This window comes from Acidovorax sp. Leaf160 (assembly GCF_001424265.1).
Classification (GTDB): domain Bacteria; phylum Pseudomonadota; class Gammaproteobacteria; order Burkholderiales; family Burkholderiaceae_C; genus Paracidovorax.
In genome coordinates, this window is sequence record NZ_LMOV01000012.1 from 59,966 (window position 1) to 84,547 (window position 24,582).

26 protein-coding genes are annotated in these 24,582 nt (G+C 66.7%); 11 read left to right on the top strand and 15 right to left on the bottom strand.

The window, feature by feature from the left end:
* The first annotated feature begins 152 nt into the window (after positions 1-152).
* The 3 genes from ASF94_RS06830 (at position 153) to ASF94_RS06840 (ending at position 3,265) form a co-directional block, all read left to right on the top strand.
* Positions 153-1,103: a LysR family transcriptional regulator gene (locus tag ASF94_RS06830; RefSeq protein WP_235505291.1), complete on the top strand. Its 951-nt coding sequence runs from the start codon at positions 153-155 to the stop codon at positions 1,101-1,103.
* A 79-nt stretch (positions 1,104-1,182) separates the two neighbouring features.
* On the top strand, positions 1,183-2,835 hold the full coding sequence (locus ASF94_RS06835; protein ID WP_056663516.1) for an NAD+ synthase: 1,653 nt from the start codon (positions 1,183-1,185) through the stop codon (positions 2,833-2,835).
* Between the two features lie 91 nt (positions 2,836-2,926).
* Positions 2,927-3,265 carry a P-II family nitrogen regulator gene (locus tag ASF94_RS06840; protein WP_056663519.1) on the top strand — a complete coding sequence of 113 codons (339 nt, stop codon included), beginning with the start codon at positions 2,927-2,929 and terminating at the stop codon, positions 3,263-3,265.
* 96 nt (positions 3,266-3,361) lie between these two features.
* Here the strand turns inward: ASF94_RS06840 and ASF94_RS06845 are convergent, their stop codons facing one another.
* From ASF94_RS06845 to ASF94_RS06870, 6 genes are all read right to left on the bottom strand, one after another.
* Positions 3,362-3,955 carry a TIGR00730 family Rossman fold protein gene (locus tag ASF94_RS06845; RefSeq protein ID WP_056663522.1) on the bottom strand — a complete coding sequence of 198 codons (594 nt, stop codon included), beginning with the start codon at positions 3,953-3,955 and terminating at the stop codon, positions 3,362-3,364.
* Positions 3,948-4,358 carry a diacylglycerol kinase gene (locus tag ASF94_RS06850; protein WP_056663524.1) on the bottom strand — a complete coding sequence of 137 codons (411 nt, stop codon included), beginning with the start codon at positions 4,356-4,358 and terminating at the stop codon, positions 3,948-3,950. Before ASF94_RS06850 ends, ASF94_RS06845 begins: the two co-directional genes overlap by 8 nt.
* A 138-nt stretch (positions 4,359-4,496) precedes the next feature.
* Positions 4,497-5,075, bottom strand: a complete 579-nt coding sequence (locus tag ASF94_RS06855) for an RDD family protein (RefSeq protein WP_082493035.1) — start codon at positions 5,073-5,075, stop codon at positions 4,497-4,499.
* 40 nt (positions 5,076-5,115) lie between these two features.
* Positions 5,116-6,003 (bottom strand): DUF3106 domain-containing protein, encoded by an 888-nt coding sequence (locus ASF94_RS06860; protein WP_056663531.1) that lies wholly within the window; start codon positions 6,001-6,003, stop codon positions 5,116-5,118.
* A 10-nt stretch (positions 6,004-6,013) separates the two neighbouring features.
* Positions 6,014-6,466, bottom strand: a complete 453-nt coding sequence (locus ASF94_RS06865) for a DUF3619 family protein (protein ID WP_056663533.1) — start codon at positions 6,464-6,466, stop codon at positions 6,014-6,016.
* Complete coding sequence (locus ASF94_RS06870) at positions 6,463-7,023, bottom strand: RNA polymerase sigma factor (protein ID WP_056663536.1); 561 nt, start codon at positions 7,021-7,023, stop codon at positions 6,463-6,465. Before ASF94_RS06870 ends, ASF94_RS06865 begins: the two co-directional genes overlap by 4 nt.
* A gap of 304 nt (positions 7,024-7,327) precedes the next feature.
* Here ASF94_RS06870 and ASF94_RS06875 point away from each other — a divergent pair, with 304 nt between their 5' ends.
* The 6 genes from ASF94_RS06875 (at position 7,328) to ASF94_RS06900 (ending at position 14,750) form a co-directional block, all read left to right on the top strand.
* Positions 7,328-9,109 (top strand): acetolactate synthase 3 catalytic subunit, encoded by a 1,782-nt coding sequence (locus ASF94_RS06875; RefSeq protein WP_056663542.1) that lies wholly within the window; start codon positions 7,328-7,330, stop codon positions 9,107-9,109.
* A 151-nt stretch (positions 9,110-9,260) separates the two neighbouring features.
* Complete coding sequence (ilvN, locus tag ASF94_RS06880; RefSeq protein ID WP_056663545.1) at positions 9,261-9,752, top strand: acetolactate synthase small subunit; 492 nt, start codon at positions 9,261-9,263, stop codon at positions 9,750-9,752.
* Positions 9,753-9,908: 156 nt separating this feature from the next.
* Positions 9,909-10,925 carry a ketol-acid reductoisomerase gene (gene ilvC, locus ASF94_RS06885; RefSeq protein ID WP_056663548.1) on the top strand — a complete coding sequence of 339 codons (1,017 nt, stop codon included), beginning with the start codon at positions 9,909-9,911 and terminating at the stop codon, positions 10,923-10,925.
* Positions 10,926-11,110: 185 nt separating this feature from the next.
* Positions 11,111-11,944, top strand: coding sequence for a CDP-diacylglycerol--serine O-phosphatidyltransferase (gene pssA / locus ASF94_RS06890; protein ID WP_056663550.1), 834 nt, complete (start codon positions 11,111-11,113; stop codon positions 11,942-11,944).
* 54 nt (positions 11,945-11,998) lie between these two features.
* Entirely contained in the window at positions 11,999-13,537 is a 1,539-nt protein-coding gene (locus ASF94_RS06895; RefSeq protein ID WP_056663553.1) for a 2-isopropylmalate synthase, read from the top strand.
* Positions 13,538-13,652: 115 nt separating this feature from the next.
* Complete coding sequence (locus ASF94_RS06900) at positions 13,653-14,750, top strand: serine hydrolase (RefSeq protein WP_056663557.1); 1,098 nt, start codon at positions 13,653-13,655, stop codon at positions 14,748-14,750.
* Between the two features lie 69 nt (positions 14,751-14,819).
* Here ASF94_RS06900 and ASF94_RS06905 read toward each other — a convergent pair whose 3' ends face one another.
* The 6 genes from ASF94_RS06905 to ASF94_RS06930 form a co-directional block, all read right to left on the bottom strand.
* Complete coding sequence (locus ASF94_RS06905) at positions 14,820-15,623, bottom strand: IclR family transcriptional regulator (RefSeq protein WP_056663559.1); 804 nt, start codon at positions 15,621-15,623, stop codon at positions 14,820-14,822.
* Between the two features lie 107 nt (positions 15,624-15,730).
* The gene (locus ASF94_RS06910) at positions 15,731-16,483 is read right to left on the bottom strand and encodes an arginyltransferase (protein WP_056663562.1); all 753 of its coding nucleotides are present in this window, start codon (positions 16,481-16,483) and stop codon (positions 15,731-15,733) included.
* A complete protein-coding gene (aat, locus tag ASF94_RS06915) occupies positions 16,480-17,253 on the bottom strand; it encodes a leucyl/phenylalanyl-tRNA--protein transferase (protein ID WP_082493037.1) in 774 nt (257 codons plus the stop codon). Before aat ends, ASF94_RS06910 begins: the two co-directional genes overlap by 4 nt.
* A 10-nt stretch (positions 17,254-17,263) precedes the next feature.
* Positions 17,264-18,277 (bottom strand): HD-GYP domain-containing protein, encoded by a 1,014-nt coding sequence (locus ASF94_RS06920; RefSeq protein WP_056663567.1) that lies wholly within the window; start codon positions 18,275-18,277, stop codon positions 17,264-17,266.
* 1 nt (position 18,278) lies between these two features.
* The gene (locus ASF94_RS06925) at positions 18,279-19,010 is read right to left on the bottom strand and encodes a TIGR02281 family clan AA aspartic protease (protein ID WP_235505292.1); all 732 of its coding nucleotides are present in this window, start codon (positions 19,008-19,010) and stop codon (positions 18,279-18,281) included.
* A gap of 15 nt (positions 19,011-19,025) precedes the next feature.
* Positions 19,026-19,511, bottom strand: a complete 486-nt coding sequence (locus ASF94_RS06930) for a YajQ family cyclic di-GMP-binding protein (RefSeq protein ID WP_056663570.1) — start codon at positions 19,509-19,511, stop codon at positions 19,026-19,028.
* Positions 19,512-19,576: 65 nt separating this feature from the next.
* Between ASF94_RS06930 and murB the strand changes: the two genes are divergently transcribed.
* Together murB and ASF94_RS06940 are read left to right on the top strand one after the other, a co-directional pair.
* Positions 19,577-20,650 (top strand): UDP-N-acetylmuramate dehydrogenase, encoded by a 1,074-nt coding sequence (gene murB, locus ASF94_RS06935; RefSeq protein WP_056663572.1) that lies wholly within the window; start codon positions 19,577-19,579, stop codon positions 20,648-20,650.
* Positions 20,651-20,881: 231 nt separating this feature from the next.
* Positions 20,882-21,550, top strand: coding sequence for a 7-cyano-7-deazaguanine/7-aminomethyl-7-deazaguanine transporter (locus ASF94_RS06940; RefSeq protein ID WP_056663575.1), 669 nt, complete (start codon positions 20,882-20,884; stop codon positions 21,548-21,550).
* A gap of 43 nt (positions 21,551-21,593) precedes the next feature.
* Here ASF94_RS06940 and ASF94_RS06945 read toward each other — a convergent pair whose 3' ends face one another.
* The 3 genes from ASF94_RS06945 to argG all read right to left on the bottom strand — a co-directional run bounded on the left by ASF94_RS06945 (position 21,594) and on the right by argG (position 24,567).
* Positions 21,594-22,067, bottom strand: a complete 474-nt coding sequence (locus tag ASF94_RS06945; protein ID WP_056663580.1) for a carboxymuconolactone decarboxylase family protein — start codon at positions 22,065-22,067, stop codon at positions 21,594-21,596.
* A 119-nt stretch (positions 22,068-22,186) separates the two neighbouring features.
* Complete coding sequence (gene sigJ / locus ASF94_RS06950; protein WP_056664790.1) at positions 22,187-23,050, bottom strand: RNA polymerase sigma factor SigJ; 864 nt, start codon at positions 23,048-23,050, stop codon at positions 22,187-22,189.
* Between the two features lie 173 nt (positions 23,051-23,223).
* Positions 23,224-24,567, bottom strand: coding sequence for an argininosuccinate synthase (gene argG / locus ASF94_RS06955; protein ID WP_056663583.1), 1,344 nt, complete (start codon positions 24,565-24,567; stop codon positions 23,224-23,226).
* Positions 24,568-24,582: the final 15 nt, after the last annotated feature.

The following is a 24,582-nucleotide window of genomic DNA, read 5'->3' on the forward strand; positions in this document are numbered from 1 at the left end:
AAAGCCCTGAGCTGCATTGCGGGAAGTGCTGTTTTTGCAGGGGGGTGTTGCCTGCAAGGCAACACGGAGCGTGGCAGGCCACAATCGGGCCATCGCTTGACTGCCTTGCTGCCCACGCTCCCATGGCTTGCCCGCCCCTGCTCAGCACACCCATGCGCCACTTCCTGGAAGTGGCCCAGGCCGGCTCGGTCCATCGCGCCGCCACCCGGCTGTTCGTGGCGCCGTCGGCGGTGAGCCGGCAGATCGCCAAGCTGGAAGACGGGCTGGGCACGCCCCTCTTCGAGCGGCAGTCGCGCGGCATGGTGCTCACCGCCGCGGGCCAGCGGCTGGCCGGGCATCTGCGGCATGTGGTTCTGGACGCCGAACAGGTGCTCGACCAGGTGCGCCACCTGGGGCGGCAGTCCGCGGCCCGGGTGCGGGTGTGCTGCACCGAGGGCTTCGCGTCCGGCTTCATGCCCGCGTTCATGCAGGCGTTCATGGCCGACACCCCCGGCAGCCAGATCGAGCTGCTGGTCGGCTCTCCGGACGAGGTGGCCGGGTGGGTCCTGCGGGGCGACGCGGACATCGGCCTCAAGTACGCGGTGGCGCCCGAGCCGGGGCTGCGCGTGGCCCACGCCGCCCAGGCCCCGGTGATGGCCGTCATGGCGCCCGACCATCCCCTGGCCGGGCGCTCGGTGGTCACGTTGCCGGAGGTGGTGGGCTATCCGCTGCTGGTCGGCAGCCAGGGCATGACGGCCAGGCAGCTGTTCGACCTGGCCTGCAGCGCGCGGGGCTTGCGCTACACGCCCGTGTTCGTCAGCAATTTCTCGTCGGTCATGCTGCCCCTGCTGCGTTCGCCTCAGGTGCTGCTGTCCGGCCTGCTCACGGTGCACCACCTGCTGTCGGCGGGCCAGGCGGTGGTGCGGCCGTTCGACGAGCCGGTGCTGACGCAGCGCCGCCTGCTGGTGCTGGCGCTGGAAGGCCGCACCCTGTCAGGCCCCGTGGCGGCCTGCATCGAGCGCATGATCGACTTCGTGGGCCGCCATTCCGGCGAGCCTGCCGCGCCGGCCAGCGCTGCCGGCCCCTTGCGCGCAGGCCCCGATGCGGCAACGCCGCAGGGATGACCTGCCCGGGCCGGGGCGCCGGCACCGGCGGGCCGCGATGCGGATGACATAATCGTTTCAGTCTTTTTCTCCCCTCCGTATGTCACTCGTCATCAGCATCGCCCAGTTCAACTTCATCGTGGGCGATTTGCAGGGCAACGCCCAGAAGATCATCCAGGCCGCCCGCGACGCGCATGCTGCCGGCGCCCGCCTGCTGCTGACGCCCGAGCTGGCCCTGTGCGGCTACGCGGCGGAAGACCTGTTCCTGCGTCCCGCGTTCCTGGCGGCCAGCGATGCGGCGCTGGGCGAAGTGGCGCGCGGCACGGCCGATCTGGAGGGGCTCGCCATCGTGGTCGGCCATCCGCAACGCCTGCCTGACGACCCCGCCGGCCGCTGCGCCAACGCCGCCAGCGTGGTGCGCGCGGGCCGCATCGAGCAGACCTACGCCAAGCAGGAACTGCCCAACTACCAGGTGTTCGATGAACGCCGCTATTTCACGCCCGGCTCCGGCACCTGCGTGTTCGAGGTCGAAGGCTTGCGCATCGGACTGCTGATCTGCGAGGACGCCTGGTTTCCGGGCCCGGCGCGGCGTGCCGCCGAGGCCGGGGCGCAGCTGCTCGTGAGCATCAATGCGTCGCCGTTCCACGCCGGCAAAAGCTCCGAGCGCGAGCAGATCATGCGCGACCGCGTCACGGAAACGGGTCTGCCACTGCTCTACGCCCACCTGGTCGGCGGCCAGGACGAGGTGGTGTTCGAGGGCCGATCGTTCGCGCTGAACGCCGACGGATTCATCGCCTTGCGAGCGCCCGGTTTCGAGGAAAAACTGGTGCTGGCGCAGGTGGAATCTACGCAGGGCGCTATAAAAATAATAGCCGACGTGGCGCCGGTGCCTCCGCTGGAGGCCGATCTCTGGTCGGCCCTGGTGCTGGGCGTGCGCGACTACGTGGGCAAGAACGGCTTTCCAGGCGCACTGCTGGGCCTGTCGGGCGGCATCGATTCCGCGCTGGTGCTGGCGGTCGCCGTCGACGCGCTGGGCGCCGACAAGGTGCGCGCGGTGATGATGCCGTCGCCCTACACGGCGGACATCAGCTGGATCGATGCCCGCGACATGGCCGAGCGCCTGCACGTGCGCTACGACGAGATCTCCATCGCGCCGCAGTTCGAGGCCTTCCAGGCGGCGCTCGCGGGCGAATTCGCCGGCTTGCCCGAAGACGCCACGGAAGAGAACCTGCAGGCGCGCATTCGCGGCACGCTGCTGATGGCGCTTTCCAACAAGTTTGGCGCCATCGTGCTCACCACCGGCAACAAGAGCGAGATGGCGACGGGCTACTGCACGCTGTATGGCGACATGGCGGGTGGCTTTGCCGTCATCAAGGATGTGCCCAAGACCCAGGTGTTCGCCCTGGCGCGCTGGCGCAACGCCAACGACCCCTTCGGCACGGGCGCAAGCCCCATTCCCGAGCGCATCATCACGCGGCCGCCCAGCGCCGAACTGCGGCCCGACCAGACCGACCAGGACAGCCTGCCGCCCTACGAGGTGCTCGATGCCATCGTGGCGCGGTACATGGAGGGCGACGAGCCCATCGAGTCCATCATCGAAGACGGCTACGACCGGGCCGATGTCGAACGCGTCACCCGGCTCATCAAGCTCAACGAATACAAGCGCCGCCAGGCGCCGGTGGGCATCCGGGTCACGCGCCGCAGCTTCGGCAAGGACTGGCGCTATCCCATCACCAGCCGCTTTCGCGCCTGACACCCGCAGGCCATCCTTGCACCCGCACCCGCACCCGCACCCGCACTAGCCCCTGCATTCGCCCCGCACACCATCCCAGGAGACACCCCCCATGCAAATGATCACCGCCGTCATCAAGCCCTTCAAGCTGGAGGAAGTCCGCGAAGCGCTTGCCGAGTGCGGCGTTACCGGCCTCACGGTGACCGAGGTCAAAGGTTTCGGCCGCCAGAAGGGCCACACCGAGCTCTATCGCGGTGCCGAGTACGTGGTGGACTTCCTGCCCAAGGTGAAGGTCGAGGTCGTCGTCAAGTCGGACGACGTGGACCGCTGCGTGGATGCCATCGTCAACGCCGCCCGCACCGGCAAGATCGGCGACGGCAAGATCTTCGTGACGGCGGTGGAGCGGGTGGTGCGCATCCGCACGGGCGACCTGGACGAAGCGGCGGTGTGATCCTGTCGCGGGCCGTCGCTCCCTCGGGCGGCGCGGCCCCCGCGGCTGTTCGTCAATGGTGGCGCTGGGGACCGTGTGCCCTGCCGGCCGCCCGGCTCAGATGACTTCGCGCAGGTTGCCGGAGTCTTGCGGGTAGCCCGCCTCCTGGATGAGCCGGGCCAGAAGCGGCTCGACCTCGGTCTGCGTGGCGAGCAGGCCCATCTGCCAGTCGCTCATCAACCCGTTCTTCACGCTGGTCTGCAGGAAGCTCAGCAGCCCGTCGTAGTAACCATCGACGTTGAGCAGGCCCAGCGGCTTGTCGTGGTAGCCCAGCTGCCGCCAGGTCCAGACCTCGAACAGTTCCTCGAAGGTGCCGATCCCGCCGGGCAGGGCGACGAAGGCATCGCAGCGCTCGGCCATCATGGCCTTGCGTTCGTGCATGCTGGTGACGACGTGCAGCTCGTCGCACTGCTGGTTGGCCAGTTCCTTGTCCACCAGCGCCTGTGGAATGACGCCCACCACCCGCCCGCCCGCGAGGCGCGTTGCCTCGGCCACGGTGCCCATCAGGCCGCTGCGGCCGCCGCCATACACCAGCTGCCCTCCATGCTCTCCGATCCAGCGGCCGACATCGGTGGCCGCGTGGGCGAAGCGGGGGTTCTCTCCGGCGCGGGAGCCGAGATAGACGCAGAGGGAAAATGCGGGATCAGCCATGGACGAAAAACCTTTGGTAGAGCGCTGCCGCCCAGACGCCCGAGCACATCAGCAGACTCAACAGCACCGCTGCGCTGCCCAGGTCCTTGGCACGCTTGGAAAGCGCATGCAGTTCAGGGCCGACGCGGTCGATGGCTGCCTCGATGCCGGAGTTGAGCAGTTCGGTGATCAGCACCAGCATCACCACGCCGGCCAGCAGGGCGACCTCCACCCAGCCGCGCCCCACCACGAAGGCGGCGGGCAGCAGCACGAAGGCGATGCAGCTCTCGGTGCGAAATGCCTTTTCGCTCCACCCTGCGCGCAGGCCCTGCAGCGAATAGCCGGTGGCGTGCCAGACGCGGCGGATGCCGGTGCGGGCTTTGTGCGGATGCGGTGAATGCGGTGGATGCGGAAGGGTGGACATGGTCGGCAAGAGCGCTATTTTGGCGCAGAGTGGTGGCGCCGGAGTGGAAGCCCGGTGAGAACCGGTGAAGACCGGCGAAGACCGGTGTCCCTGCCCGTCGGGCTCCAGGCCACTCTGGGGGGGGCGGGGCGGGCCCCCTCAGCGCTTGCGGGGCGGCAGTTGAAAGTGCACCAGCCGGGTGCCGGCGAGGGCGTCGTGCCAGAACTGGCCTTCCGGATGGAAGCGGCTGAGCAGAGCCCAGACCGCCACCCAGCCCAGCAAGATCACCGTGGACTCGGCGCCCGAGAGCTGGAACGGGGCCATGGCCGCCAGAGGAGGCAGAAACCAGAGCCAGCTGAAAACGTAGCGCAGCAGCGCGCGGCGCTGGCTGATGGGCCGGCCGTCCCGGCCCACGATGCGGATGTGCCAGGTTTTCATGGCGAGGGTCTGACCGCGCGCCCAGAACCAGGTGAAGTAGATGCCGAACACGATGAACAGAAAGCCCTGCAGTGCATGCCGGTTGTCGAGCGCGTTGCGGGTCTGGCTCAGGGTTCCGAACAGATAGCCGGCGATGAACACCACGCCGAACATCAGCATGCCTTCGTACAGCCAGCAGGCCATGCGGCGCAGGAGCGGAGGCGTCGTGCCCTGCAGGGCCGACCGGGCGGCTTCGGCGGGCGAGGGGACGGCAGGCTGCGTCGTTGTGCCCTCGGATGCAGGAGGAAGAGGCACGGGCATGCGGCAGTGGGAGGCAGGGCAGGCGAGCGGGGGCGCCGGCTTACTGCGGTGGATGGATGGGCGTGAAGTCCCGGTCCACTGGTGCCGCCGAAGTCTCCGAGGCACTGGCGGCTGGCGGCAGCGGCTGCGCCACCGCCGAGGGCACGTTCACCGGCGCCGTCTCCACCAGCCCGGGCGAGGAAAAGGGCGGCGACGAGGAGGAGGAAGCGGGTGCCAGCACCGGCAGGGCCTGCGGCGAGTGGAAGGCGCTCACGGGTGGAATCTTGGGCGGGTTGGCCGGGCTGGCGGCGGTCACTGCCGCGGCAGCGGGCACCTTGGCCAGCTTGCGCGGCGACACCGGGTGCAGCGACAGCGCCGCGCCGTCCGCCTTGGGCGCGGCCCTTGCCGCGAGCCTGTTCTTCTCTTCGGCGCTCAGCGCCTGGTAGGCCTCCCATTGGGCCCGCTTGCTGTCGGGCGCCAGCCTGGCCGTGGCTGCGTAATTGAACCGCGCCTGGCTGCGCTGCTGGGTGCTGAGGCTGGCCCACACGGTCATGCGCTCGACCATCTTGGCTTGCTCTTCGGCAGAGAGCGAGCGGAAGCTGCCGGCCAGGTTGATCCAATGGCGCTTCTGCGCTTCGCTGAGCACGGGCCAGCGTTCGGCCAGCGGCGCCAGCGCCTGGCGTTGGGCGGAGGTGAGCTCGTTCCAGCCGGGGCCCACGGGCTCGGCGGGTTCGGGGGTGCTCACGCGCCGAACGGCGGGCGGGGCGGCCGAAGCGCTGCGCGCCTTGGCATGCTGCGATGCCAGCGCTTCCGCCGGCACGGCCGTGCCCGGCGCGGTGCGCACCTGCGCGATGACCTGCCAGCCCCCGTAGGCGAGGCCACCCAGCAATGCAAAAGCCAGCACGGCGGCTGGCAGGATGCGGGGAGCGTCAGACGGGCTGAGGGGCATGCAGATCGAATCAGCGGCTGTTGTCAGCCGTCTTGAGGAATTGGAGGAAACCAGGGTCGGTATAGGCGGAAGGAGGCAGGTCGTCGGTCAGCAGGGCCGTGTCGACCTCGGCGATCTCGTGCGCGATGTGCTCGTCCTGCGCGATGTTGATGAACACCAGGCCCACCACCAGTGCCGTGAGGGGCGCCGCAGAAATCAGCGCGCGCCACCAGTTGCCGCCTTCGCCGCCCCAGCCAAGGGTAGCACTGCCGCCGGAAGACACCATGACAGGTGCGGCAACCGTCTGGCGAACCGGTACGACTGCCGGCTTGCGGCGCTTGTCCAGGGCCTGCACGCGCGCGGCGCGCAGCCGCTCGGTGATGTCGTAGGGCAACCCGTCGGTGCCTTCATTGAGGCGCGCGGTCACACGGCGCGCGAAACGGTCGGCGGCCAGCTCTGCGGAAGCGGAAGGGGTGCGGTTCATAGTTCTATTCCTTTGGCCTTCAGTGCCTTGCCCAGGGTCTGGACCGCTCGGAAGCAATGCGTCTTCACGCTGCCTTCCGAGCAACCCATGGCCGCTGCGGTTTCTGCAACATCCATTTCCTCCCAGTAACGCATCAGGAATGCCTCTCGTTGACGAGGGGGCAGTTCATGTATCTCGGATTCGATGTCGCGAAACACCTGGGCACGGCGGGCGAGGTCCTCGGCACTGTGGGCCATCTCGTTGCCGGCGTAGGTTTCGAGCAGGTCGAAGTCTCCGCCCTCGTCGTCCGGCCCCTCGAAATCGCTCATGCTCGAAAACAGGGCATTGCGCGTTTTTTGCCGCCGGAACCAGTCGAGCGTGCAGTTCGAGAGGATGCGCTGGAACAGCATCGGCAACTCGTTGGCCGGTTTGTCGCCGTAGTGTTCCGCCAGCTTGAGCATGCTGTCCTGAACGATGTCCAGTGCGGATTCCTCATTGCGTACGTGATAGAGCGAGCGCTTGAATGCACGCTTTTCGACGCTTTTGAGGAAATCGGACAGTTCTCGTTCGGTGGCCAAGTGTGCAAGGGCCCGCGGGCGGGCGAACAGCGGAATGGGGCGCCGCAAGGGCAATAGCGACCCATCCGGGCCCGGCGCCAAAGGGCGCGATTATGGCATCCGTGGTGTATTTTTCCGACAGGCGAACTGTTGCAGTGCGGCAAATGACATAATGCCCCTTGCAAGTCAAAAGGCAAACGGGTCCCGGTCCGGCGTAGCAATCATCTCGCCCATGATCGAGGCCTCAAGTTCCGAGGCGGCTCCACAAGGGCTGGTTCGAGGAGCACCCAAGGTTTTTCGTCAGAGAAATTCGCAAAGGTTGATCATGGAAATCTCCAAAGCCGAAATCGCATCGGCAGCGGCCGCCGTTCAAGGCGCCGCCGGCCCCCAGGACCTCATGGGCGCCGAAATCCTCGTCAAATCGCTTCAAGCCGAAAACGTCCAGTACATCTGGGGTTATCCCGGCGGCGCCGTCCTCTACATCTACGACGCGCTCTACAAGCAAGACACCATCCATCACGTCCTGGTGCGCCACGAGCAGGCGGCCGTCCACGCCGCCGACGGCTACGCCCGCGCCACCGGCGAAGTCGGCGTGGCACTGGTCACCTCCGGCCCCGGCCTGACCAACGCGGTGACGGGCATCGCCACCGCGTACATGGATTCGATCCCCATGGTGATCATCTCCGGACAGGTGCCCACGCCCGCCATCGGGCTGGATGCCTTCCAGGAATGCGACACCGTGGGCATCACGCGCCCCATCGTCAAGCACAACTTCCTGGTGAAGGATCCGCGCGACCTGGCCATGACGCTGAAGAAGGCGTTCCACGTGGCGCGCACCGGCCGCCCGGGCCCGGTGGTGGTCGACATTCCGAAGGACGTGTCGTTCAAGAAGGTGCCCTACACCGGCCATCCGCAGACGGTGGAGATGCGCTCGTACAACCCGGTGCGCAAGGGCCATGGTGGCCAGATCCGCAAGGCGCTGCAACTGCTGCTGACCGCCAAACGCCCCTACATCTACACCGGTGGCGGCGTGCTGCTGGGCAACGCCTGCGAAGAGCTGCGCACGCTGGTGGACATGCTGGGCTACCCCGTCACCAACACGCTGATGGGCCTGGGCGCCTATCCCGCCAGCGACCGCAAGTTCCTCGGCATGCTGGGCATGCACGGCACGGTCGAGGCCAACAACGCGATGCAGAACTGCGACGTGCTGCTGGCCGTGGGTGCGCGCTTCGACGACCGCGTGATCGGCAACGTCAAGCACTTCGCGCAGAACGACCGCAAGATCATCCACGTCGACATCGACCCGTCGAGCATCTCCAAGCGCGTGAAGGTCGACATCCCGATCGTCGGTGACGTGAAGGACGTGCTGACCGAGCTGATCGCGATGATCCGCGAGACCCCCATGCGGCCCGAAGCCGGTGCGCTGGCGACCTGGTGGGACACGATCGAAGGCTGGCGCAAGCGCGACTGCCTGAAGTACAGCATGGGCAGCGGCGATGTCATCAAGCCGCAATACGTGGTGGAGACGCTCTGGAACATGACGCGCGACGCCGACGCCTATGTGACGTCCGACGTGGGCCAGCACCAGATGTGGGCCGCGCAGTACTACCGCTTCGAAGAGCCGCGCCGCTGGATCAATTCCGGCGGGCTGGGAACGATGGGCGTGGGCATTCCCTACGCCATGGGCATCAAGCTCGCCAAGCCGCAGTCGGAGGTGTTCTGCATCACCGGCGAAGGCTCGGTGCAGATGAACATCCAGGAACTGGCCACCTGCCGCCAGTACGAGACGCCGATCATCATCTGCTCGCTCAACAACCGCTTCCTGGGCATGGTGCGCCAGTGGCAGGAGATCGAATACTCCGGTCGCTACAGCCACAGCTACATGGATTCGCTGCCGGACTTCGTGAAGCTGGCCGAGGCCTACGGCCACGTCGGCATGCTGATCGAGCGGCCCGAGGACGTCGAGCCCGCCCTGCGCGAGGCCCGGCGGCTGAAGGACCGGACCGTGTTCCTGGACTTCCGCACCGACCCCACCGAGAACGTGTTCCCTATGGTGCAGGCGGGCAAGGGCATCACCGAGATGCTGCTCGGGTCGGAAGACCTCTGAAGCCATTTCACGCGGGATCGGGCGGCAGCGCCCGGTGCTCCTGCGCATGTCGCTATCGAACCGATAGCAATCCCATCGACGAATCTATTGCCTGCCGAGCCCGCCGCTTACCGGCGCCGGGGGAGGGCAGCAAGAAGAGGAATCCGCATCCATGAAACACATCATCGCCGTCCTGCTGGAAAACGAACCGGGCGCGCTCTCGCGCGTCGTGGGCCTGTTTTCCGCGCGGGGCTACAACATCGAGTCGCTGACCGTTGCGCCCACCGAGGACGCCTCCCTGTCGCGCATGACCATCCAGACCCACGGATCGGACGACGTGATCGAGCAGATCACCAAGCACCTGAACCGGCTCATCGAAGTCGTGAAGGTGGTCGACCTGACCGAAGGTGCCTACACCGAGCGCGAGCTGATGATGGTGAAGGTGCGCGCCGTGGGCAAGGAGCGCGAGGAGATGAAACGCATGGCCGACATCTTCCGTGGCCGCATCATCGACGTCACCGACAAGAGCTACACCGTCGAACTCACGGGCGACCAGTCCAAGAACGACGCGTTCCTCCAGGCCATCGACCGCAGTTCCATCCTGGAGACCGTGCGCACGGGCGCCAGCGGCATCGGCCGGGGCGAACGCGTGCTGCGCGTCTGAGCGCGCCGGCGCCCGTTCCCTGCACGCGCCAACTCGGTGGCGGCCGGCGGAGCCCCGCCGGCCAAGCCTGGCGTGCTACCCGGACGTTCGCCCACCCGATGTAAGACAATTCCCCCGTTTTCCATTTTCGACCCACCTATTTCAACCGGAGCACCCATGAAAGTTTTCTACGACAAAGACACCGACCTGAGCCTGATCAAGGGCAAGACCGTCGCCATCATCGGCTACGGCTCGCAGGGCCACGCCCACGCACAGAACCTGAACGACAGCGGCGTGAAGGTGGTGGTCGGCCTGCGCAAGGGCGGTGCCTCGTGGGACAAGGTCGGCAAGGCCGGCCTGACGGTGATGGAAGTAAACGACGCAGTGAAGGCCGCCGACGTGGTCATGATCCTGCTGCCCGATGAAGACATCGCGGCCGTCTACAAGAACAACGTCGAGCCCAACATCAAGCAAGGCGCATCGCTCGCCTTCGCCCACGGCTTCAACGTGCACTACAACCAGGTCGTGCCCCGCTCCGATCTGGACGTGTGGATGGTCGCCCCCAAGGCCCCTGGCCACACGGTGCGCAACACCTACACCCAGGGCGGCGGCGTGCCCCACCTGGTCGCCGTGCACCAGGACAAGTCCGGCAAGGCCCGTGACCTGGCTCTCTCCTACGCTGCAGCCAACGGCGGCGGCAAGGCCGGCATCATCGAGACCAACTTCAAGGAAGAGACCGAGACCGACCTGTTCGGCGAGCAGGCCGTGCTGTGCGGTGGTGCGGTCGAACTGATCAAGATGGGCTACGAAACCCTGGTCGAAGCCGGCTACGCGCCTGAAATGGCCTACTTCGAGTGCCTGCACGAACTGAAGCTGATCGTTGACCTGATCTATGAAGGCGGCATCGCCAACATGAACTACTCGATCTCGAACAACGCCGAATACGGCGAGTACGTGACGGGCCCCGAGGTCATCAACGAAGAGTCGCGCAAGGCCATGCGCAACGCCCTGAAGCGCATCCAGAACGGCGAATACGCCAAGATGTTCATCCAGGAAGGCCGCCTGAACTACCCGTCGATGACGGCCCGCCGCCGCAACACGGCCGACCACAGCATCGAAGTGGTGGGCGGCAAGCTGCGCGCCATGATGCCCTGGATCGCGAGGAACAAGCTGGTCGACCAGACCCGCAACTGATCTCCCATCCGCTGGGGCCAGACGCTGCCCCACACCTCGCAAAAGGCCACCCTCGGTGGCCTTTTTTCATGGGCGATGCAGGCAGCCGCCTACACTGCGCTGTTCGCGCGCGCTTGCCCGCACCTCTCTGATATGATTTTGATAGCAGCCTGTGCAGTCTGCACGGGCGCTGGAGGCCATTTTCGATGCAAAAAAGTGATGACAGAAGCCGCAGTGGCGACGTGCTGGTCCGCCGGCGGCGCAAAGGCATCTACATCCTGCCCAATCTGTTCACCCTTGCAGCGTTGTTCGGCGGCTTCTATGCGGTGGTGATGGCCATGGATGGCCGCTTCGACATGGCGGCGGTGGGCGTGTTCTGCGCCATGGTGCTCGACAGCCTGGACGGCCGCGTCGCGCGCATGACCAACACGCAGAGCGCCTTCGGCGAGCAGATGGATTCCCTCTCCGACATGGTGTCCTTCGGCGCGGCGCCGGCGCTGATCGCCTACGAATGGTCGCTGCGCGGCCTGGGCCGCTGGGGCTGGATCGCCGCCTTCGTGTATTGCGCCTGCGCGGCGCTCCGGCTGGCGCGCTTCAACGTCAACACCGGCGTGGTGGACAAGCGCTACTTCCAAGGGCTGCCATCGCCCGCTGCCGCGGCGCTGGTGGCCGGCTACATCTGGCTCATGACCGAGCTGGGAGTGAAGCCGGGCGACGATCTCTGGCTCAGCTGGAATCAGGTCACCTGGATCACCTTCGCGTTCACGCTCTACGCCGGGCTGACCATGGTGACCAACGTGCCGTTCTACAGCTTCAAGGACATCCAGATGAAAAAGAGCGTGCCGTTCGCTGCGATCGTGCTGATCGCGCTGGCGATCGCCATCGTCAACATCCACCCGCCCACCGTGCTGTTCAGCGTCTTCGTGCTCTACGGCCTGTCGGGATATGCGGTGTATGCATGGCGCAAGGCCAAGGGCCAGCACAGCAGCGTCATCAGCATCTCCACCGACGAGCCCGATGAGCGCGGCCTGCACAAGTGAGCTCCGCGCCCGCCTTTCGACTACGAACCCTTCCATTGCAAGCAGGAGACCACGATGGCTGACAAACTGATCATTTTCGACACCACCCTGCGTGACGGCGAACAGTCGCCCGGCGCTTCGATGACCCGCGACGAAAAACTGCGTATCGCGCGTCAGCTCGAACGCCTGAAGGTGGACGTGATCGAAGCCGGCTTCGCAGCCAGCTCCAACGGTGACTTCGAGGCGGTACAGACCATCGCCCAGGCGATCAAGGATTCGACCATCTGCTCGCTCTCGCGCGCCAACGACCGCGACATCGCGCGCGCGGCCGAGGCCCTGAAGGGCGCCAACAGCGGGCGCATCCATACCTTCATCGCCACCAGCCCGCTGCACATGGAAAAGAAGCTGCGCATGACGCCGGAGCAGGTGCTGGAGCAGGCCAAGCAGTCGGTGCGCTTCGCCCGCAACCTGGTGGGCGACATCGAGTTCAGCCCGGAGGACGGCTACCGCAGCGAGATGGATTTCCTCTGCCGCGTGCTGGAAGCGGTCATCGCCGAGGGGGCCACCACCATCAACGTGCCCGACACCGTGGGCTACGCCGTGCCGGAGCTGTACGGCCAGTTCATCAAGACGCTGCGCGAGCGCATCCCCAACAGCGACAAGGCCATCTGGTCGGTGCACTGCCACAACGACCTCGGCATGGCGGTGGCCAATTCGCTGGCCGGCGTGAAGATCGGTGGCGCGCGGCAGGTCGAATGCACCATCAACGGCCTCGGCGAGCGGGCAGGCAACTGCTCGCTGGAGGAGGTGGTCATGGCCGTGAAGACGCGGCGCGACTATTTCGGTCTGGAACTGGGCATCGACGCCCAGCACATCCTCGCCGCGAGCCGCATGGTCAGCCAGACCACCGGCTTCGTGGTGCAGCCCAACAAGGCGGTGGTGGGCGCCAACGCCTTCGCACACGCTTCCGGCATCCACCAGGACGGGGTGCTGAAGGCGCGCGACACCTACGAAATCATGCGGGCCGAAGACGTGGGCTGGACGAACAACAAGATCGTGCTGGGCAAGCTCTCGGGCCGCAACGCCTTCAAGCAGCGGCTGCAGGAGCTGGGCGTGCAACTGGAGAGCGAAGGCGAGATCAACGCGGCGTTCTCCAAGTTCAAGGAGCTGGCCGACCGCAAGAGCGAGATCTTCGACGAGGACATCCTGGCGCTGGTCAGCGATGAAAGCGTGACGACCGAGCGCGAAACCTACGGCTTCGTGTCGCTCTCGCAGAGCAGTGAAACCGGCGAGCGCCCTCAGGCCCGCATCGTCTTCACCGTGGAGGGGCGCGAGGTGCACGGCACGTCGGACGGCAACGGGCCGGTGGATGCCTCGCTCAAGGCCATCGAAACCCACGTGCAGAGCGGGGCGGAAATGGTGCTGTACTCGGTCAACGCCATCAGCGGCTCCACGGAGAGCCAGGGGGAAGTCACGGTGCGCCTGCAAAGCAGCGGACGCGTGGTGAACGGCGTCGGCGCCGATCCCGATATCGTGGTGGCGTCAGCCAAAGCCTACCTCAGCGCGTTGAACAAGTTACAAAGTAAAGCCGAGCGCGTCGCAGCGCAAGGCTGAACTGCGAATTTATAATTCACGCAGTTTCTAAAAGAGTCGCGCAAGGCCTTGATCTTGCGCGACTTTTTTTGATTCAGTACACTGTTTCACACTTCTTTCCGCTTGGAGCACCCAGATGCATGCACGCCCCGGCATCGCCGCCCGTCTCGTTCACGCCTTGGCTTTCGTCACGCTCAGCGTTGCGCTGGCGTCTCCCGCTGCCCATGCGGCGGAACGCAAGAAGACGGTGGTGAAGAAGCAGGCGTCATCGGTGGCGGCCAAGCGTCCGGTGGCGGCATCGTCCACCAAGGTATCGCGCAAGGCGGTGACCCGCGTCAAGGCCACCCGCGTCGCGGCCCGCAGCGCCCGGGCCCCGGTGCGCGCCGCTGCCATCGTGCCAGAGCGCCTCTCGTTCGGCCAGCTGGCGGGCCTGCATTCCGTCACCGACCCGCTGGACCTGAAGTCCAGCGTGGCACTGGTGGTGGACCAGGAAACGAATGAGGTGCTGCTCAGCAAGAACGACCATGCCGTGTTGCCGATCGCGTCGCTCACCAAGCTGATGACCGGGCTGCTCATCTCGCAGGCCCGCCTGCCGATGGACGAGCCGATCACCATCACCCAGGACGATGTGGACACGGAAAAGTTCAGCAGTTCGCGGCTGACCGTCGGCACCACGCTGACGCGTGGCGAAATGATGCATCTGGCCCTGATGTCGAGCGAGAACCGCGCCGCCCATGCGCTGGGCCGCACCTACCCGGGTGGCCTCAACGCGTTCGTGTCGCAGATGAACCTGAAGGCCAAGCTGATCGGCATGACCGACACCCACTACGTGGAGCCGACCGGTCTGTCGAGCCGCAACCAGTCCACTGCCCACGACCTGGCCATGTTGGTCAATGTGGCCCATACCGATCCCCTGCTGCGGGAGCTGTCCACCTCGCCGGGCTACGAAGTGGCCGTGGGCCGCCGCACGCTGCAGTTCAACAACACCAACCGCCTGGTGAAGAACCCGGGTTGGGACATCGGCTTGCAGAAAACCGGCTACATCTCCGAAGCAGGGCGCTGCCTGGTGATGCAAACGCAGATCGCCGGCCGCAAGCTCATCATGGTGTTCCTCGATTCCGCCGGCAAGTTCAGCCGGCTGGGCGACGCGGAACGGGTGCGCAACTGGGTGGAATCGCTGCCGGCGCTGGGCAGCGACAAGAGCTTTCACGCGGGCGCCCACATCAAGGGTTGATTCCGCGCGGCCGCTCGGCTGGCGGGCGCGACATCAGGGCTGGATGCATTCCAGCCTTTTTTATGGGCGTCAGCCCTGCGTGAGGGCGTTGCGCTTGCCGCTGGTGTAGCCCAGGGCTTGTGATATCGCGTCAGCCGTCGATTGCAGCTTGGGCAGCCAGCCTTCGTCCAGCCGGTCCGCCGGGGCGGAAATGGACAGCCCCGCCACCAGCTGGCCCTGGTCGTCGTAAATGCCTGCGGCCATGCAGCGCACGCCCAGCTCCAGTTCTTCGTTGTCGTGAGCGATGCCGTACTGGCGCGCCCGTCCCAGTTCACGTTCCAGCACGGGCACCTGGGTGATGCTGTTGCGCGTGTGGCCGGCAAGCCCCGTGCGGGTGGCATACGTGCGGACGCGCTGTGGGTCGTCGGCAGCCAGGAACAGTTTGCCGGTGGAGGTGAGGTGCAGCGGAGCCCGCCCACCGATGGCGCGCACCACCTGCATGCCGGAACGCTCGCTGTACGCCCGTTCGATGTAGACGATCTCGTCGCCCTGGCGCACGCTGAGGTTGACGGGTTGCTGGATCAGCTTGTGCAACTGGCGCATGGGCACAAGCGACGCATCGCGCACGCTCAACCGCGCCTTGACCAGATTGCCAAGCTCCAGCAGACGCATGCCCAACCGGTAGCTGCCCGACTCCGGGCGGTCCACGAAGCGCCCGATGGTTAGGTCGTTCAGGATGCGATGCGCGGTGGACGGGTGCAGGCCCGTCTTCTCGCTGATTTCCTTGAGCGAGATGGCTTCCTCACGCGAAGCAAGCACGTCCATCAAGGTGAACATGCGCTCCAGCACCTGAACGCTGGGCTTCAACGGGACATCCGAAGGCTGCTTTTTCATGGAGTTTCCGGTCGCTGCCAAACAACCCGGAATTTTACTTTATGAAAATTGCGGCATGTCGCCGCGCGTGGAATCGGCGGCAATGGCGGGCCACCTCGCTGGCACGTTCAAGGCGTTGCCCGGTGCCCGCGCTGCCAGACTCCGTCCACACGCACTTCGTGCGGCATGAAGTTCGCCTTGTAGTTCATCTTCGGGCTGGCCTCGATCCAGTAGCCCAGGTAGACATAAGGCAACCCCAGGCTGCGCGCCTGCTCGATCTGCCAGAGAACGTTGTAGGTGCCGTAACTGGCGCGTGCCTCGGGCTCGTAGAAGGTATAGACCGCCGAGAGGCCATCGCCCAGCACGTCCAGGATCGACAGCATCTTGAGCGCTCCGGGCGAGCCGTCCTCACCCGGCGGCTCCCTGAATTCGACCAGCCGCGAGTTGACCCGGCTCTGCAGCAGAAACTGGGTGTACTGGTCGATGCTGTCGTGGTCCATGCCGCCCCCGACGTGGCGGGTGTTCTGGTAGCGTAGGTACAGCTCGTAGTGCTCCGCCACGAAGCCCAGCCGCAGCACCCTTGCCTGCAGCCCCCCATGCCGCTGCCACGCTCTGCGCTGGCTGCGGTCGGGCACGAACGAATCCGCCAGCACCCGCAGCGGGGTGCAGGCCTGGCATCCGTCGCAATAGGGCCGGTAGGTGAACATGCCGCTGCGCCGGAACCCCCGTGCCACCAGGTCGGTATAGACGTCGTTCTGGATCAGGTGGCTGGGTGTGGCGACCTGCGAGCGGGCCTGCCGGTCGGGCAGGTAGCTGCACGGGTACGGCGCAGTCGCATAGAACTGCAGGGTTTGCAGAGGGAGGTCGTTGAGTTGCGTCATGCCGCCGGCACTTCTGGCAGAAGCTCGTTCCAGTATAGGGGGTCGAACGCCCAGGTCATCGCGGGTGCGTCGCGCGTCTTCCCCACATGGTCCAGGAAGGCGCTGCGCGCGATTTCCCTGGCGCCGAGGGACGCCAGGTGCCGGGTGTTCTGCTGGCAGTCGATGAGCGCCGCACCCTGCGCGCGGCAGAGCGCCACCAGGCCGGCCAGCGCGATCTTCGATGCGTCGGTGGCATGCGCGAACATGGATTCGCCGAAAACCGCCCGCCCGAAGGCGATGCAGTAGAGGCCGCCCACCAGCCGGCCATCCACCCACGTCTCCACGCTGTGCGCATGGCCGGCGGCATGCAGGGCCTCGTAGGCACGCACCATCTTGGGCAGGATCCACGTGCCCGACTGCCCGTCGCGCGGAGTCGATGCGCACGCCCCGATCACGGCGCTGAAGTCGCGGTCGATGGTCAGCTCGCAGCCGGGCTGCGACCGGAAGCGCTGCAGCGTCTTGCGCAGCGAGCGGTGCAGCCGGAAGTGCTCCACGGGCAGCACCATGCGCGGGTCCGGGCTCCACCACAGGATGGGTTGACCCGCGCTGAACCACGGGAAGATCCCATGGCGGTATGCCGAGACGAGGTGCGGCACGTCGAGCAGGCCGCCGGCAGCCAGCAGGCCGGGCGCGGGCGATGCGGCACTCCAGGCATCGGCCACTGGCGGGAAAGCGTCTTCCGGCTCCAGCCAGGGCAGTGGCGGGTTCGGCGGCGACTCGCTGGTGGTCACGGCCAGGCCCCTAGGGTTGGCGCACCAATGCCGTGGGCGTGCCGCGCGCGGCGTAGAGCCCCAACCGGACCATGGTGCGGTGGTTCAGTTCGACCGGCACGGCCGAGCGTGCGAGGGCCGACTGGATGCGTGGACTGCCCTGGCTGGTGGGGTAGACGTCCGGCTGCGCGCGCTGCTCGCCGGCCGTGTCGATCAGGCTCGCGACCAGCGGAAAATTCGGCTTTTCTCCCCGCCGCAGCACCACGGCCGTCTCGCCGTTGTCGAGTCGCACGAAGGTGCCTGGGGGGCACAGGCCCACGGTGCGCACCAGGGCAAAGCCGACCTCGTCGCTCTGATCGGCGTCCTGCCCGACGATGGCACGCACCGAATCCGTCGCGCTGCGGCCGGCGCGCGACTTGCGCGGGCTGATCATGGCGGCGTAGCGGTCGATGGTGGCAAGGACGCGGCTCAGCCTTTCCGATGCGACCAGTTGCTGGAGCGGCTGCGATTCCGGCGTGCGCTCCGGCAGCAGGTGGTGCTGGCCGATCACGTCCAGCCACAGGTCGTCGCGCACTTCCAGCTGCTCCAGCAGCTCGACGCCGCGCTGGGGGTGGGTGTCGATGGCCTGCTGCTGGGCGGCGGAGGGGCGCTCGCGCTGGTCGGCAAGCTCATCCTGCAGCGCAGTCATGCCGATGTTCATGGTGAAGGCGGCTCGCACCAGGCTGTCGCGCTCGTGCGGCGGCAGGGGCAGCTCCTGCGCCAGGATGTGACAGAGCGTGCCGCAGACCAACGCGTGCGAGGTGCTGTAGCCGACCGACGACGTCGCGGCGAGCTGGAACATGAGGTAGAGCGCGGCGTCGATGTCGTGCGCCACCAGGTCCTGCAGCCAGCGGTCGCACTGGCGCACCTTGGCGCTGAAGTCCTGCACCTGCAGCGGGCGCGCCAGCAGCACCGACAGCGCCGACTCCAGGTCGGACCACAAGCCCAGCAGGTCTTCGTATTCGTCGTCGAGTCGATCGCCCGGGGCGTGCTGTGTCATGGGCATGTCAACGGCGCCTCTCCAGCACCATCTCGTCGTTCAGCCGCGTCATCTGGAAGGCGGACAGAAAGCTGTTGCCCAGCAGGACGTAGGGGATGGACTGCGGCGTGACCACCGCATCTACGCCGCGCAGCTCCACGTCGCCCACGCGGACCGCATCCAGTTTCAGGCGCCATCCCTGGATGGTGCCGTTGGCAGTGGTCATCAGCACCTGCGGGCCGTCGCGGTACGCCAGGCCCAGGCGGTCGGCCTCGGGCTGGCCGATGGACACCGCGGTTGCTCCGGTATCGACCATGTATTGCATGGCGCGCCCATTGATGCTGCCGCTGCCCATGAAGTGGCCGCGCGCGTCGGACTTCAGCACCACCCGCTGGCCCGCCGATGCCGAGCGGATGCTGACGGGAGCCGCGCCCAGTACGACGGTGCGGCGCTGCCCGGCGATATCGACCACGGCTTCGTCGCGGCCCACCCAGACCACGGTGACACCCCGGTGCGTTTCGCCGGGCGCCACGCTGCGGGGTGCGGTGCCGTCCACCACCAGGAGCGCGCGCGGGCCGAGAATGCCGCTCAGCGCCACCACCTGCGCCTGGACGGCGAGCGGGCTGGCGAGCGCCAGGAAAACCCAGCAGGCGCCCCAGGCGGAGGCCCTCGGCGGCGCCAGGTGGCCGGGCGTCAGCGACGGGCGGCGCCAGGGGCATGAAGGGCTGCGGGCGGCCGGCATGGCGAGGGCCACGGGCAAGGGGAGGGGCGCGTCTCAGTCGCGGAAGTTGTCGAACGACAGCGGAATGTCGGTGACTTCCTTGCGCAGCAGCGCCATCGCGGCCTGCAGGTCGTCCCGCTTGGCGCCGGTCACGCGCACTTTCTCTTCCTGGATGGCGGCCTGCACCTTGAGCTTGCTTTCCTTGATGATCTTCTGGATCTTCTTGGCCAGGTCGCTTTCGATGCCGTTGCGCACCTTCACCAGCTGCTTGACCTTGTCGCCGCCGATCTTCTGCGGCTTCTCGATGTCGAGGAAACGCACGTCGACGTTGCGCTTGGTGAGCTTGTTGCGCAGGATGTCTTCCACCTGCTGCAGCTGGAACTCGGCGTCACCGAACAGGGTGATCTCCTTGTCCTTGATCTCGATGGCGGCGGATGTGCCCTTGAAGTCGAAACGCGTGCCGATTTCCTTGGCAGTGTTCTCTACCGCGTTCTTGACTTCGACAAGGTTGGCTTCACAGACGGTATCAAAAGAAGGCATGGCATCACTCTCGGAAACTGGGTGGTAACCCGGCCGGTCGGGGGCCGGGTGCGACAATCCAGTGGATGTTAGTCGAGAAAAATGCCCCCCTGCAGACCTGCAACACCTTCGGCATCGTCGCCCGCGCCCAGACGCTGGTGCGGGCGCGCTCGGTGCAGGACGTGCAGGACCTGCTGGCCGATCCCGAGCTGGCCGGCAGGCCGGTCTTCGTGCTGGGTGGTGGCAGCAACATCGTGCTCACCGGCGATGTGAAGCCGGTCGTGCTGAAAATGGAAATCAAGGGTTTGCGCCTGGCGGCGGAGACCGAACGCCACTGGATCGTCGAGGCCGGCGCCGGCGAGGTCTGGCACGACGCCGTGGCCTGGACGCTGGAGCATGGTTTTCCCGGGCTGGAGAATCTGGCGCTCATCCCGGGCACCGTGGGCGCATCGCCCGTGCAGAACATCGGGGCCTATGGGGTCGAGCTGCAGGACCGCTTCGATTCGCTCGACGCCATCGACCTGGCGACGGGCCAGGCCTTCTCGCTCACGGCCGCGCAGTGCGCGTTCGGCTACCGCGACTCGGTCTTCAAGCACGCGCCGCAAGCCGCAGGCGACGGAGCAGCCCTGCCACGCGGCATGGGGCTGGCGGGGCGGGCGGTCATCACCCACGTGCGCTTCCTGCTGCCCAAGGCCTGGAAGCCCGAGCTGGGCTATCTGGATCTGGAGCGCAAGCGCGCCGAGGCCGGTGTGCAGGTGCCCACGCCGCGCCAGGTGTTCGACTGGGTGTGCGAGGTGCGCCGCGCCAAGCTGCCCGACCCGGCCGTGGTCGGCAACGCCGGCAGCTTCTTCAAGAACCCGACCGTCACGCCGGACCAGTGTGCCGACATCATCGCGCGCGAACCGAAGATCGTGCATTACCCCATGCCCGACGGCACCATCAAGCTGGCGGCGGGCTGGCTGATCGACGCCTGCGGCTGGAAGGGCAAGAGCGTGGGCAAGGCGGGCGTCTATGAAAAGCAGGCGCTGGTGCTGGTCAACCGGGGGCGGGGCGCCGACAGCGTCACCGGCGGCGAAGTGATGACGCTGGCCCGCGCGATCCAGACCAGCGTGTACGAGCGCTTCGGCATCCGGCTCGAGCCCGAGCCCGTGGTCGTCTGACGCCTGGGCAGGGTTTTGCTATAAAAAAAATAGCTGAATGCGGCCATGCATCCAGCGCTGGAGCCTGAAAAGGCCATGATTTCGCCGCCGCGTCCGCCCTCGGCGGCAGCCGCCCACCCGCGTCGATGAGCCGTCGCGGGTAGAATCCGCGCCTTTCGTCGATCCATGGGTTCCCTCGCCCCCATGCACAACGCCCGGCACCGCCGGGGGTTTCTCCCAAAAAGGACTGCCATGACTTCCGTTCAGGCGCCGCCGTCGCGCGTGCCGCTTTATCTCTCCCTGCTGGTGGCGTTCCACATCGCCATCGTCATCGCCAGCAACTACCTGGTGCAACTGCCGATCACGCTGTTCGGCTTTCGCAGCACCTGGGGCGCGTTCAGCTTTCCCTTCATCTTTCTGGCAACCGACCTCACCGTGCGGCTGATCGGCAAGGGCCCGGCGCGGCAGGTGATCGCCCGCGCCATGCTTCCGGCGCTGCTGGCGTCGTACGCGGTCGGCGTGCTGTTCCACGATGGGCAGTTCAACGCTTTTGCCGCGCTGGGCGAATTCAACGGGTTCATTTTCCGCATCGCATTCGCCAGCTTTGCCGCCTACGTGCTGGGGCAGTTGCTGGACATCCAGGTGTTCGACCGCATCCGCCAGCGCAGTCGCGCCTGGTGGCTGGCGCCTGCGGCTGCAGCCGTCTTCGGGCAGGCGCTCGACACCGTGGCGTTCTTCGGCATCGCCTTCTGGCGCAGCACCGACGCCTTCATGGCCGCGCACTGGGGCGAGATCGCCGTGGTGGACTACGTCATCAAGCTGGTGGTGAGCCTGCTGTTCTTCGTGCCGGCCTACGGGGTGGCGCTGGCGGCCCTGGCGCGCACCCTGCGTGCGGGGCAGCCCGCGTCGGCTGCCGCCTGAGGCCTTCCCGCCTGGGGTCGGCGGCGCCGCCGGGGCGGTGGGCTCATCGCTGGCCTGCCGCCGCTGCCGCCGATTCAGGCAGTGGCGCACGCAGCGCGATCTGAAAGCGGTTCCAGCCATTGATGGCGACCACGGCCAGCGTCAGCTCGACGATCTCCGCTTCGGAGAATTGCGCTTGAACTGCCGCGTACAGATCGTCCGGCACCCCCTCCGTGGCGGAGAGGCGCGTCAGCGCTTCTGCCCAAGCCAGTGCCGCGCGCTCGCGTGCATCGAACAATCCTGCCTCGCGCCAGGCGGCCAGCAGGTGCAGGCTGCGGTCCGTCACGCCGTGGTTGCGGGCGACGGCCGCATGCATGTCGATGCAGAACGCGCACGCGTTGATCTGCGAGACGCGCATCTTCACCAACTCCTTGAGCTGGATGGGGAGCGTGCCGGCCTTCAACTGGTTCTCCAGTGCCATCATGGCCTGCACAGTGGAGGGGTGTTGCTTGAAAAGGTCGATGCGGGAATGGGACATGGCGGTCTTTCGATGAGCGAGGGGGTGATGAAAAGAAAACGCGGAGCGGATTGCCGCAAGCCGCCGCTGGACTGCACCCGTTTGGCGTGGCTGACGGGAGGAGCCCGCAGGCGCGCGGCCTACAAGCCGCGCAGCTTGTCGGGGTTCAACACGGTGTAGATGCCGTGAATGTGGGTCTCGTCGGTCTGCAGCGCGAGCGCGAGTCGGGGCACGCTGCCTTCACGCAGCAGCAAGCCTGGCGCGCCGTTGATCTGGACTTCGCACGCGGTGAGGTGCTGCAGATGCAGCCGCCACACGGCGAGCGCCAAGCGGCTGAGGGCGCGCGGGCCGCGCAGCACCTTGGTGGCGGCCGGCACCTTGCCCCCGCCGTCGGGCGTCCAGGTGGCGTCCTGGGCGAACAGCGACAGCATCGCCACGTGGTCCTGCGCCCGCATGGCGTTCACGAACCGGTGCAGCAGCGCGCTGGCCGCATCCGGCGTGGGCGTGAAGCGCACCTGGTTCTTGCGCACCTGGGCGCGGGCGCGGTGCACCAGTTGGCGGCAGGCCGCCTGACTTCGGTCCAGCACCGCGGCCACTTCGCTGTAGTCGCTGTCGAACACGTCATGCAGCAAGAAGGCCGCTCGCTCATCCGGCGACAGCCGCTCCAGCACCACCAGCAGGGCCATGGACAGGTCACTCGCCAGCTCGGCCCGTGCGTCGGCTGGCGGGGCCGTCGCTTCAACGATCCAGGGCTCAGGCAGCCAGGCGCCGCTGTAGTGCTCGCGCTCGTGCCGGACGGCCCGCAGCCGGTCAACACACAGCCGGGTGACGGTGGTGACGAGCCAGGCCTCGGCGGTGTGCACCCTGTCCGGATCTGCCTGCTGCCAACGCAGCCAGGCGTCCTGCAGCACGTCTTCGGCATCGGCGCGGCTGCCGAGCATGCGGTAGGCCACGCCCATCAGGCGCGGCCGGTGCTGCTGGAAGGTGGCGGTGATCGAATCCATGGTGGCGGGTGTGCTGGCGTTCATGCCTTGAAGACGGCTGGCAAACCCGGTTTGTGACACCGATCGGCAGAAATGGCCGCACCACGAAAAAACCGCCCGGCCTTGCGGCGGGGCGGTTGCTTCTATTTTCATAGCTGCCAGCGCTTATGCATCAAGCGCCGGCGGCGTATTTTTCACTTTTTTTCGCTGTCGTCGCCCAATTGCGCCAGCGCTGCATCGCTCCCGAGGGAGAGCAGGCCCGACTGGGCGTAGATGCCGAGCTTGGCGCGGGTGTCCACGATGTCCAGGTTGCGCATGGTCAGCTGGCCGATGCGGTCGGCCGGGCTGAACGGCGCGTCTTCCACCTTTTCCATCGACAGCCGCTCGGGGGCGTAGGTCAGGTTGGGCGACTCGGTGTTGAGGATGGAGTAGTCGTTGCCGCGGCGCAGCTCCAGCGTCACGGTGCCCGTGACGGCATGGGCCACCCAGCGCTGGGCGGTTTCGCGCAGCATGATGGCTTGCGGATCGAACCAGCGGCCCTGGTACAGCAGGCGGCCCAGCTTCAGGCCGTTCATGCGGTATTGCTCGATGGTGTCCTCGTTGTGGATGCCGGTCACCAGGCGCTCGTAGGCGATGTGCAGCAGCGCCAGGCCCGGGGCTTCATAGATGCCGCGGCTCTTGGCTTCGATGATGCGGTTCTCGATCTGGTCGCTCATGCCCAGGCCATGCCGGCCGCCGATGCGGTTGGCCTCCAGGAACAGGGCCACCGGGTCGCTGTACTCGACGCCGTTCAGGGCCACCGGCTGGCCTTCCTCGAAGCGCACCGAGACTTCCTCGGACTTCACCTGTACGTCGTCCTTCCAGAACGCGACGCCCATGATGGGGTTCACGATGCGGATGCCCTGGCTCAGGAATTCCAGGTCCTTGGCCTCGTGCGTGGCGCCCAGCATGTTGCTGTCGGTGCTGTAGGCCTTCTCGGCGCTCATCTTGTAGCCAAAGCCTTCCTTGGTCATGAAGGCCGACATTTCGGCGCGGCCGCCCAACTCGTCGATGAAGCGCTGGTCCAGCCAGGGCTTGTAGATCTTCAGTGCCGGGTTGGTGAGCAGGCCGTAGCGGTAGAAGCGCTCGATGTCGTTGCCCTTGTAGGTCGAGCCGTCGCCCCAGATGTGGACGTCGTCTTCCTTCATGGCCGCCACCAGCATCGTGCCGGTCACGGCACGGCCCAGCGGCGTGGTGTTGAAGTAGGTGATGCCGGCGGTGCTGATGTGGAAGGCGCCTGCCTGCAGGGCGGCGATGCCTTCCTGCGCCAGCTGCTTGCGGCAGTCGATCAGGCGGGCCTTCTCGGCGCCGTATTCCATCGCCTTGGCGGGGATGGCGTCGTAGTCGGGCTCGTCGGGCTGGCCCAGGTTGGCGGTGTAGGCATAGGGCAGGGCGCCCTTGTTCTTCATCCAGCGCAGGGCCGCGCTGGTGTCGAGGCCGCCGGAGAAGGCGATGCCGACCTTCTGGTTCAGGGGGAGGCTTTGGAGAATGGTGGCCATGGGCGGAACCTTGTC

Bases quoted from the DNA above. Each gene is read 5' to 3' on its own strand.
- ASF94_RS06850 (WP_056663524.1), bottom strand. From the start codon at position 4,358: ATGTCCACCCTTCCGCATCCACCGCATTCACCGCATCCGCACAAAGCC.
- ASF94_RS06930 (WP_056663570.1), bottom strand. From the start codon at position 19,511: ATGCCTTCTTTTGATACCGTCTGTGAAGCCAACCTTGTCGAAGTCAAG.
- ASF94_RS06900 (WP_056663557.1), top strand. From the start codon at position 13,653: ATGCATGCACGCCCCGGCATCGCCGCCCGTCTCGTTCACGCCTTGGCT.
- ASF94_RS06905 (WP_056663559.1), bottom strand. From the start codon at position 15,623: ATGAAAAAGCAGCCTTCGGATGTCCCGTTGAAGCCCAGCGTTCAGGTG.
- ASF94_RS06840 (WP_056663519.1), top strand. From the start codon at position 2,927: ATGCAAATGATCACCGCCGTCATCAAGCCCTTCAAGCTGGAGGAAGTC.
- pssA (WP_056663550.1), top strand. From the start codon at position 11,111: ATGCAAAAAAGTGATGACAGAAGCCGCAGTGGCGACGTGCTGGTCCGC.
- ASF94_RS06910 (WP_056663562.1), bottom strand. From the start codon at position 16,483: ATGACGCAACTCAACGACCTCCCTCTGCAAACCCTGCAGTTCTATGCG.
- murB (WP_056663572.1), top strand. From the start codon at position 19,577: ATGTTAGTCGAGAAAAATGCCCCCCTGCAGACCTGCAACACCTTCGGC.
- ASF94_RS06875 (WP_056663542.1), top strand. From the start codon at position 7,328: ATGGAAATCTCCAAAGCCGAAATCGCATCGGCAGCGGCCGCCGTTCAA.
- ASF94_RS06865 (WP_056663533.1), bottom strand. From the start codon at position 6,466: ATGAACCGCACCCCTTCCGCTTCCGCAGAGCTGGCCGCCGACCGTTTC.
- ASF94_RS06945 (WP_056663580.1), bottom strand. From the start codon at position 22,067: ATGTCCCATTCCCGCATCGACCTTTTCAAGCAACACCCCTCCACTGTG.
- ASF94_RS06895 (WP_056663553.1), top strand. From the start codon at position 11,999: ATGGCTGACAAACTGATCATTTTCGACACCACCCTGCGTGACGGCGAA.
- sigJ (WP_056664790.1), bottom strand. From the start codon at position 23,050: ATGGATTCGATCACCGCCACCTTCCAGCAGCACCGGCCGCGCCTGATG.
- ASF94_RS06940 (WP_056663575.1), top strand. From the start codon at position 20,882: ATGACTTCCGTTCAGGCGCCGCCGTCGCGCGTGCCGCTTTATCTCTCC.
- ASF94_RS06845 (WP_056663522.1), bottom strand. From the start codon at position 3,955: ATGGCTGATCCCGCATTTTCCCTCTGCGTCTATCTCGGCTCCCGCGCC.
- ASF94_RS06920 (WP_056663567.1), bottom strand. From the start codon at position 18,277: ATGCCCATGACACAGCACGCCCCGGGCGATCGACTCGACGACGAATAC.
- argG (WP_056663583.1), bottom strand. From the start codon at position 24,567: ATGGCCACCATTCTCCAAAGCCTCCCCCTGAACCAGAAGGTCGGCATC.
- ASF94_RS06855 (WP_082493035.1), bottom strand. From the start codon at position 5,075: ATGCCCGTGCCTCTTCCTCCTGCATCCGAGGGCACAACGACGCAGCCT.
- ASF94_RS06835 (WP_056663516.1), top strand. From the start codon at position 1,183: ATGTCACTCGTCATCAGCATCGCCCAGTTCAACTTCATCGTGGGCGAT.
- ilvN (WP_056663545.1), top strand. From the start codon at position 9,261: ATGAAACACATCATCGCCGTCCTGCTGGAAAACGAACCGGGCGCGCTC.
- ASF94_RS06830 (WP_235505291.1), top strand. From the start codon at position 153: ATGCGCCACTTCCTGGAAGTGGCCCAGGCCGGCTCGGTCCATCGCGCC.
- ASF94_RS06860 (WP_056663531.1), bottom strand. From the start codon at position 6,003: ATGCCCCTCAGCCCGTCTGACGCTCCCCGCATCCTGCCAGCCGCCGTG.
- ilvC (WP_056663548.1), top strand. From the start codon at position 9,909: ATGAAAGTTTTCTACGACAAAGACACCGACCTGAGCCTGATCAAGGGC.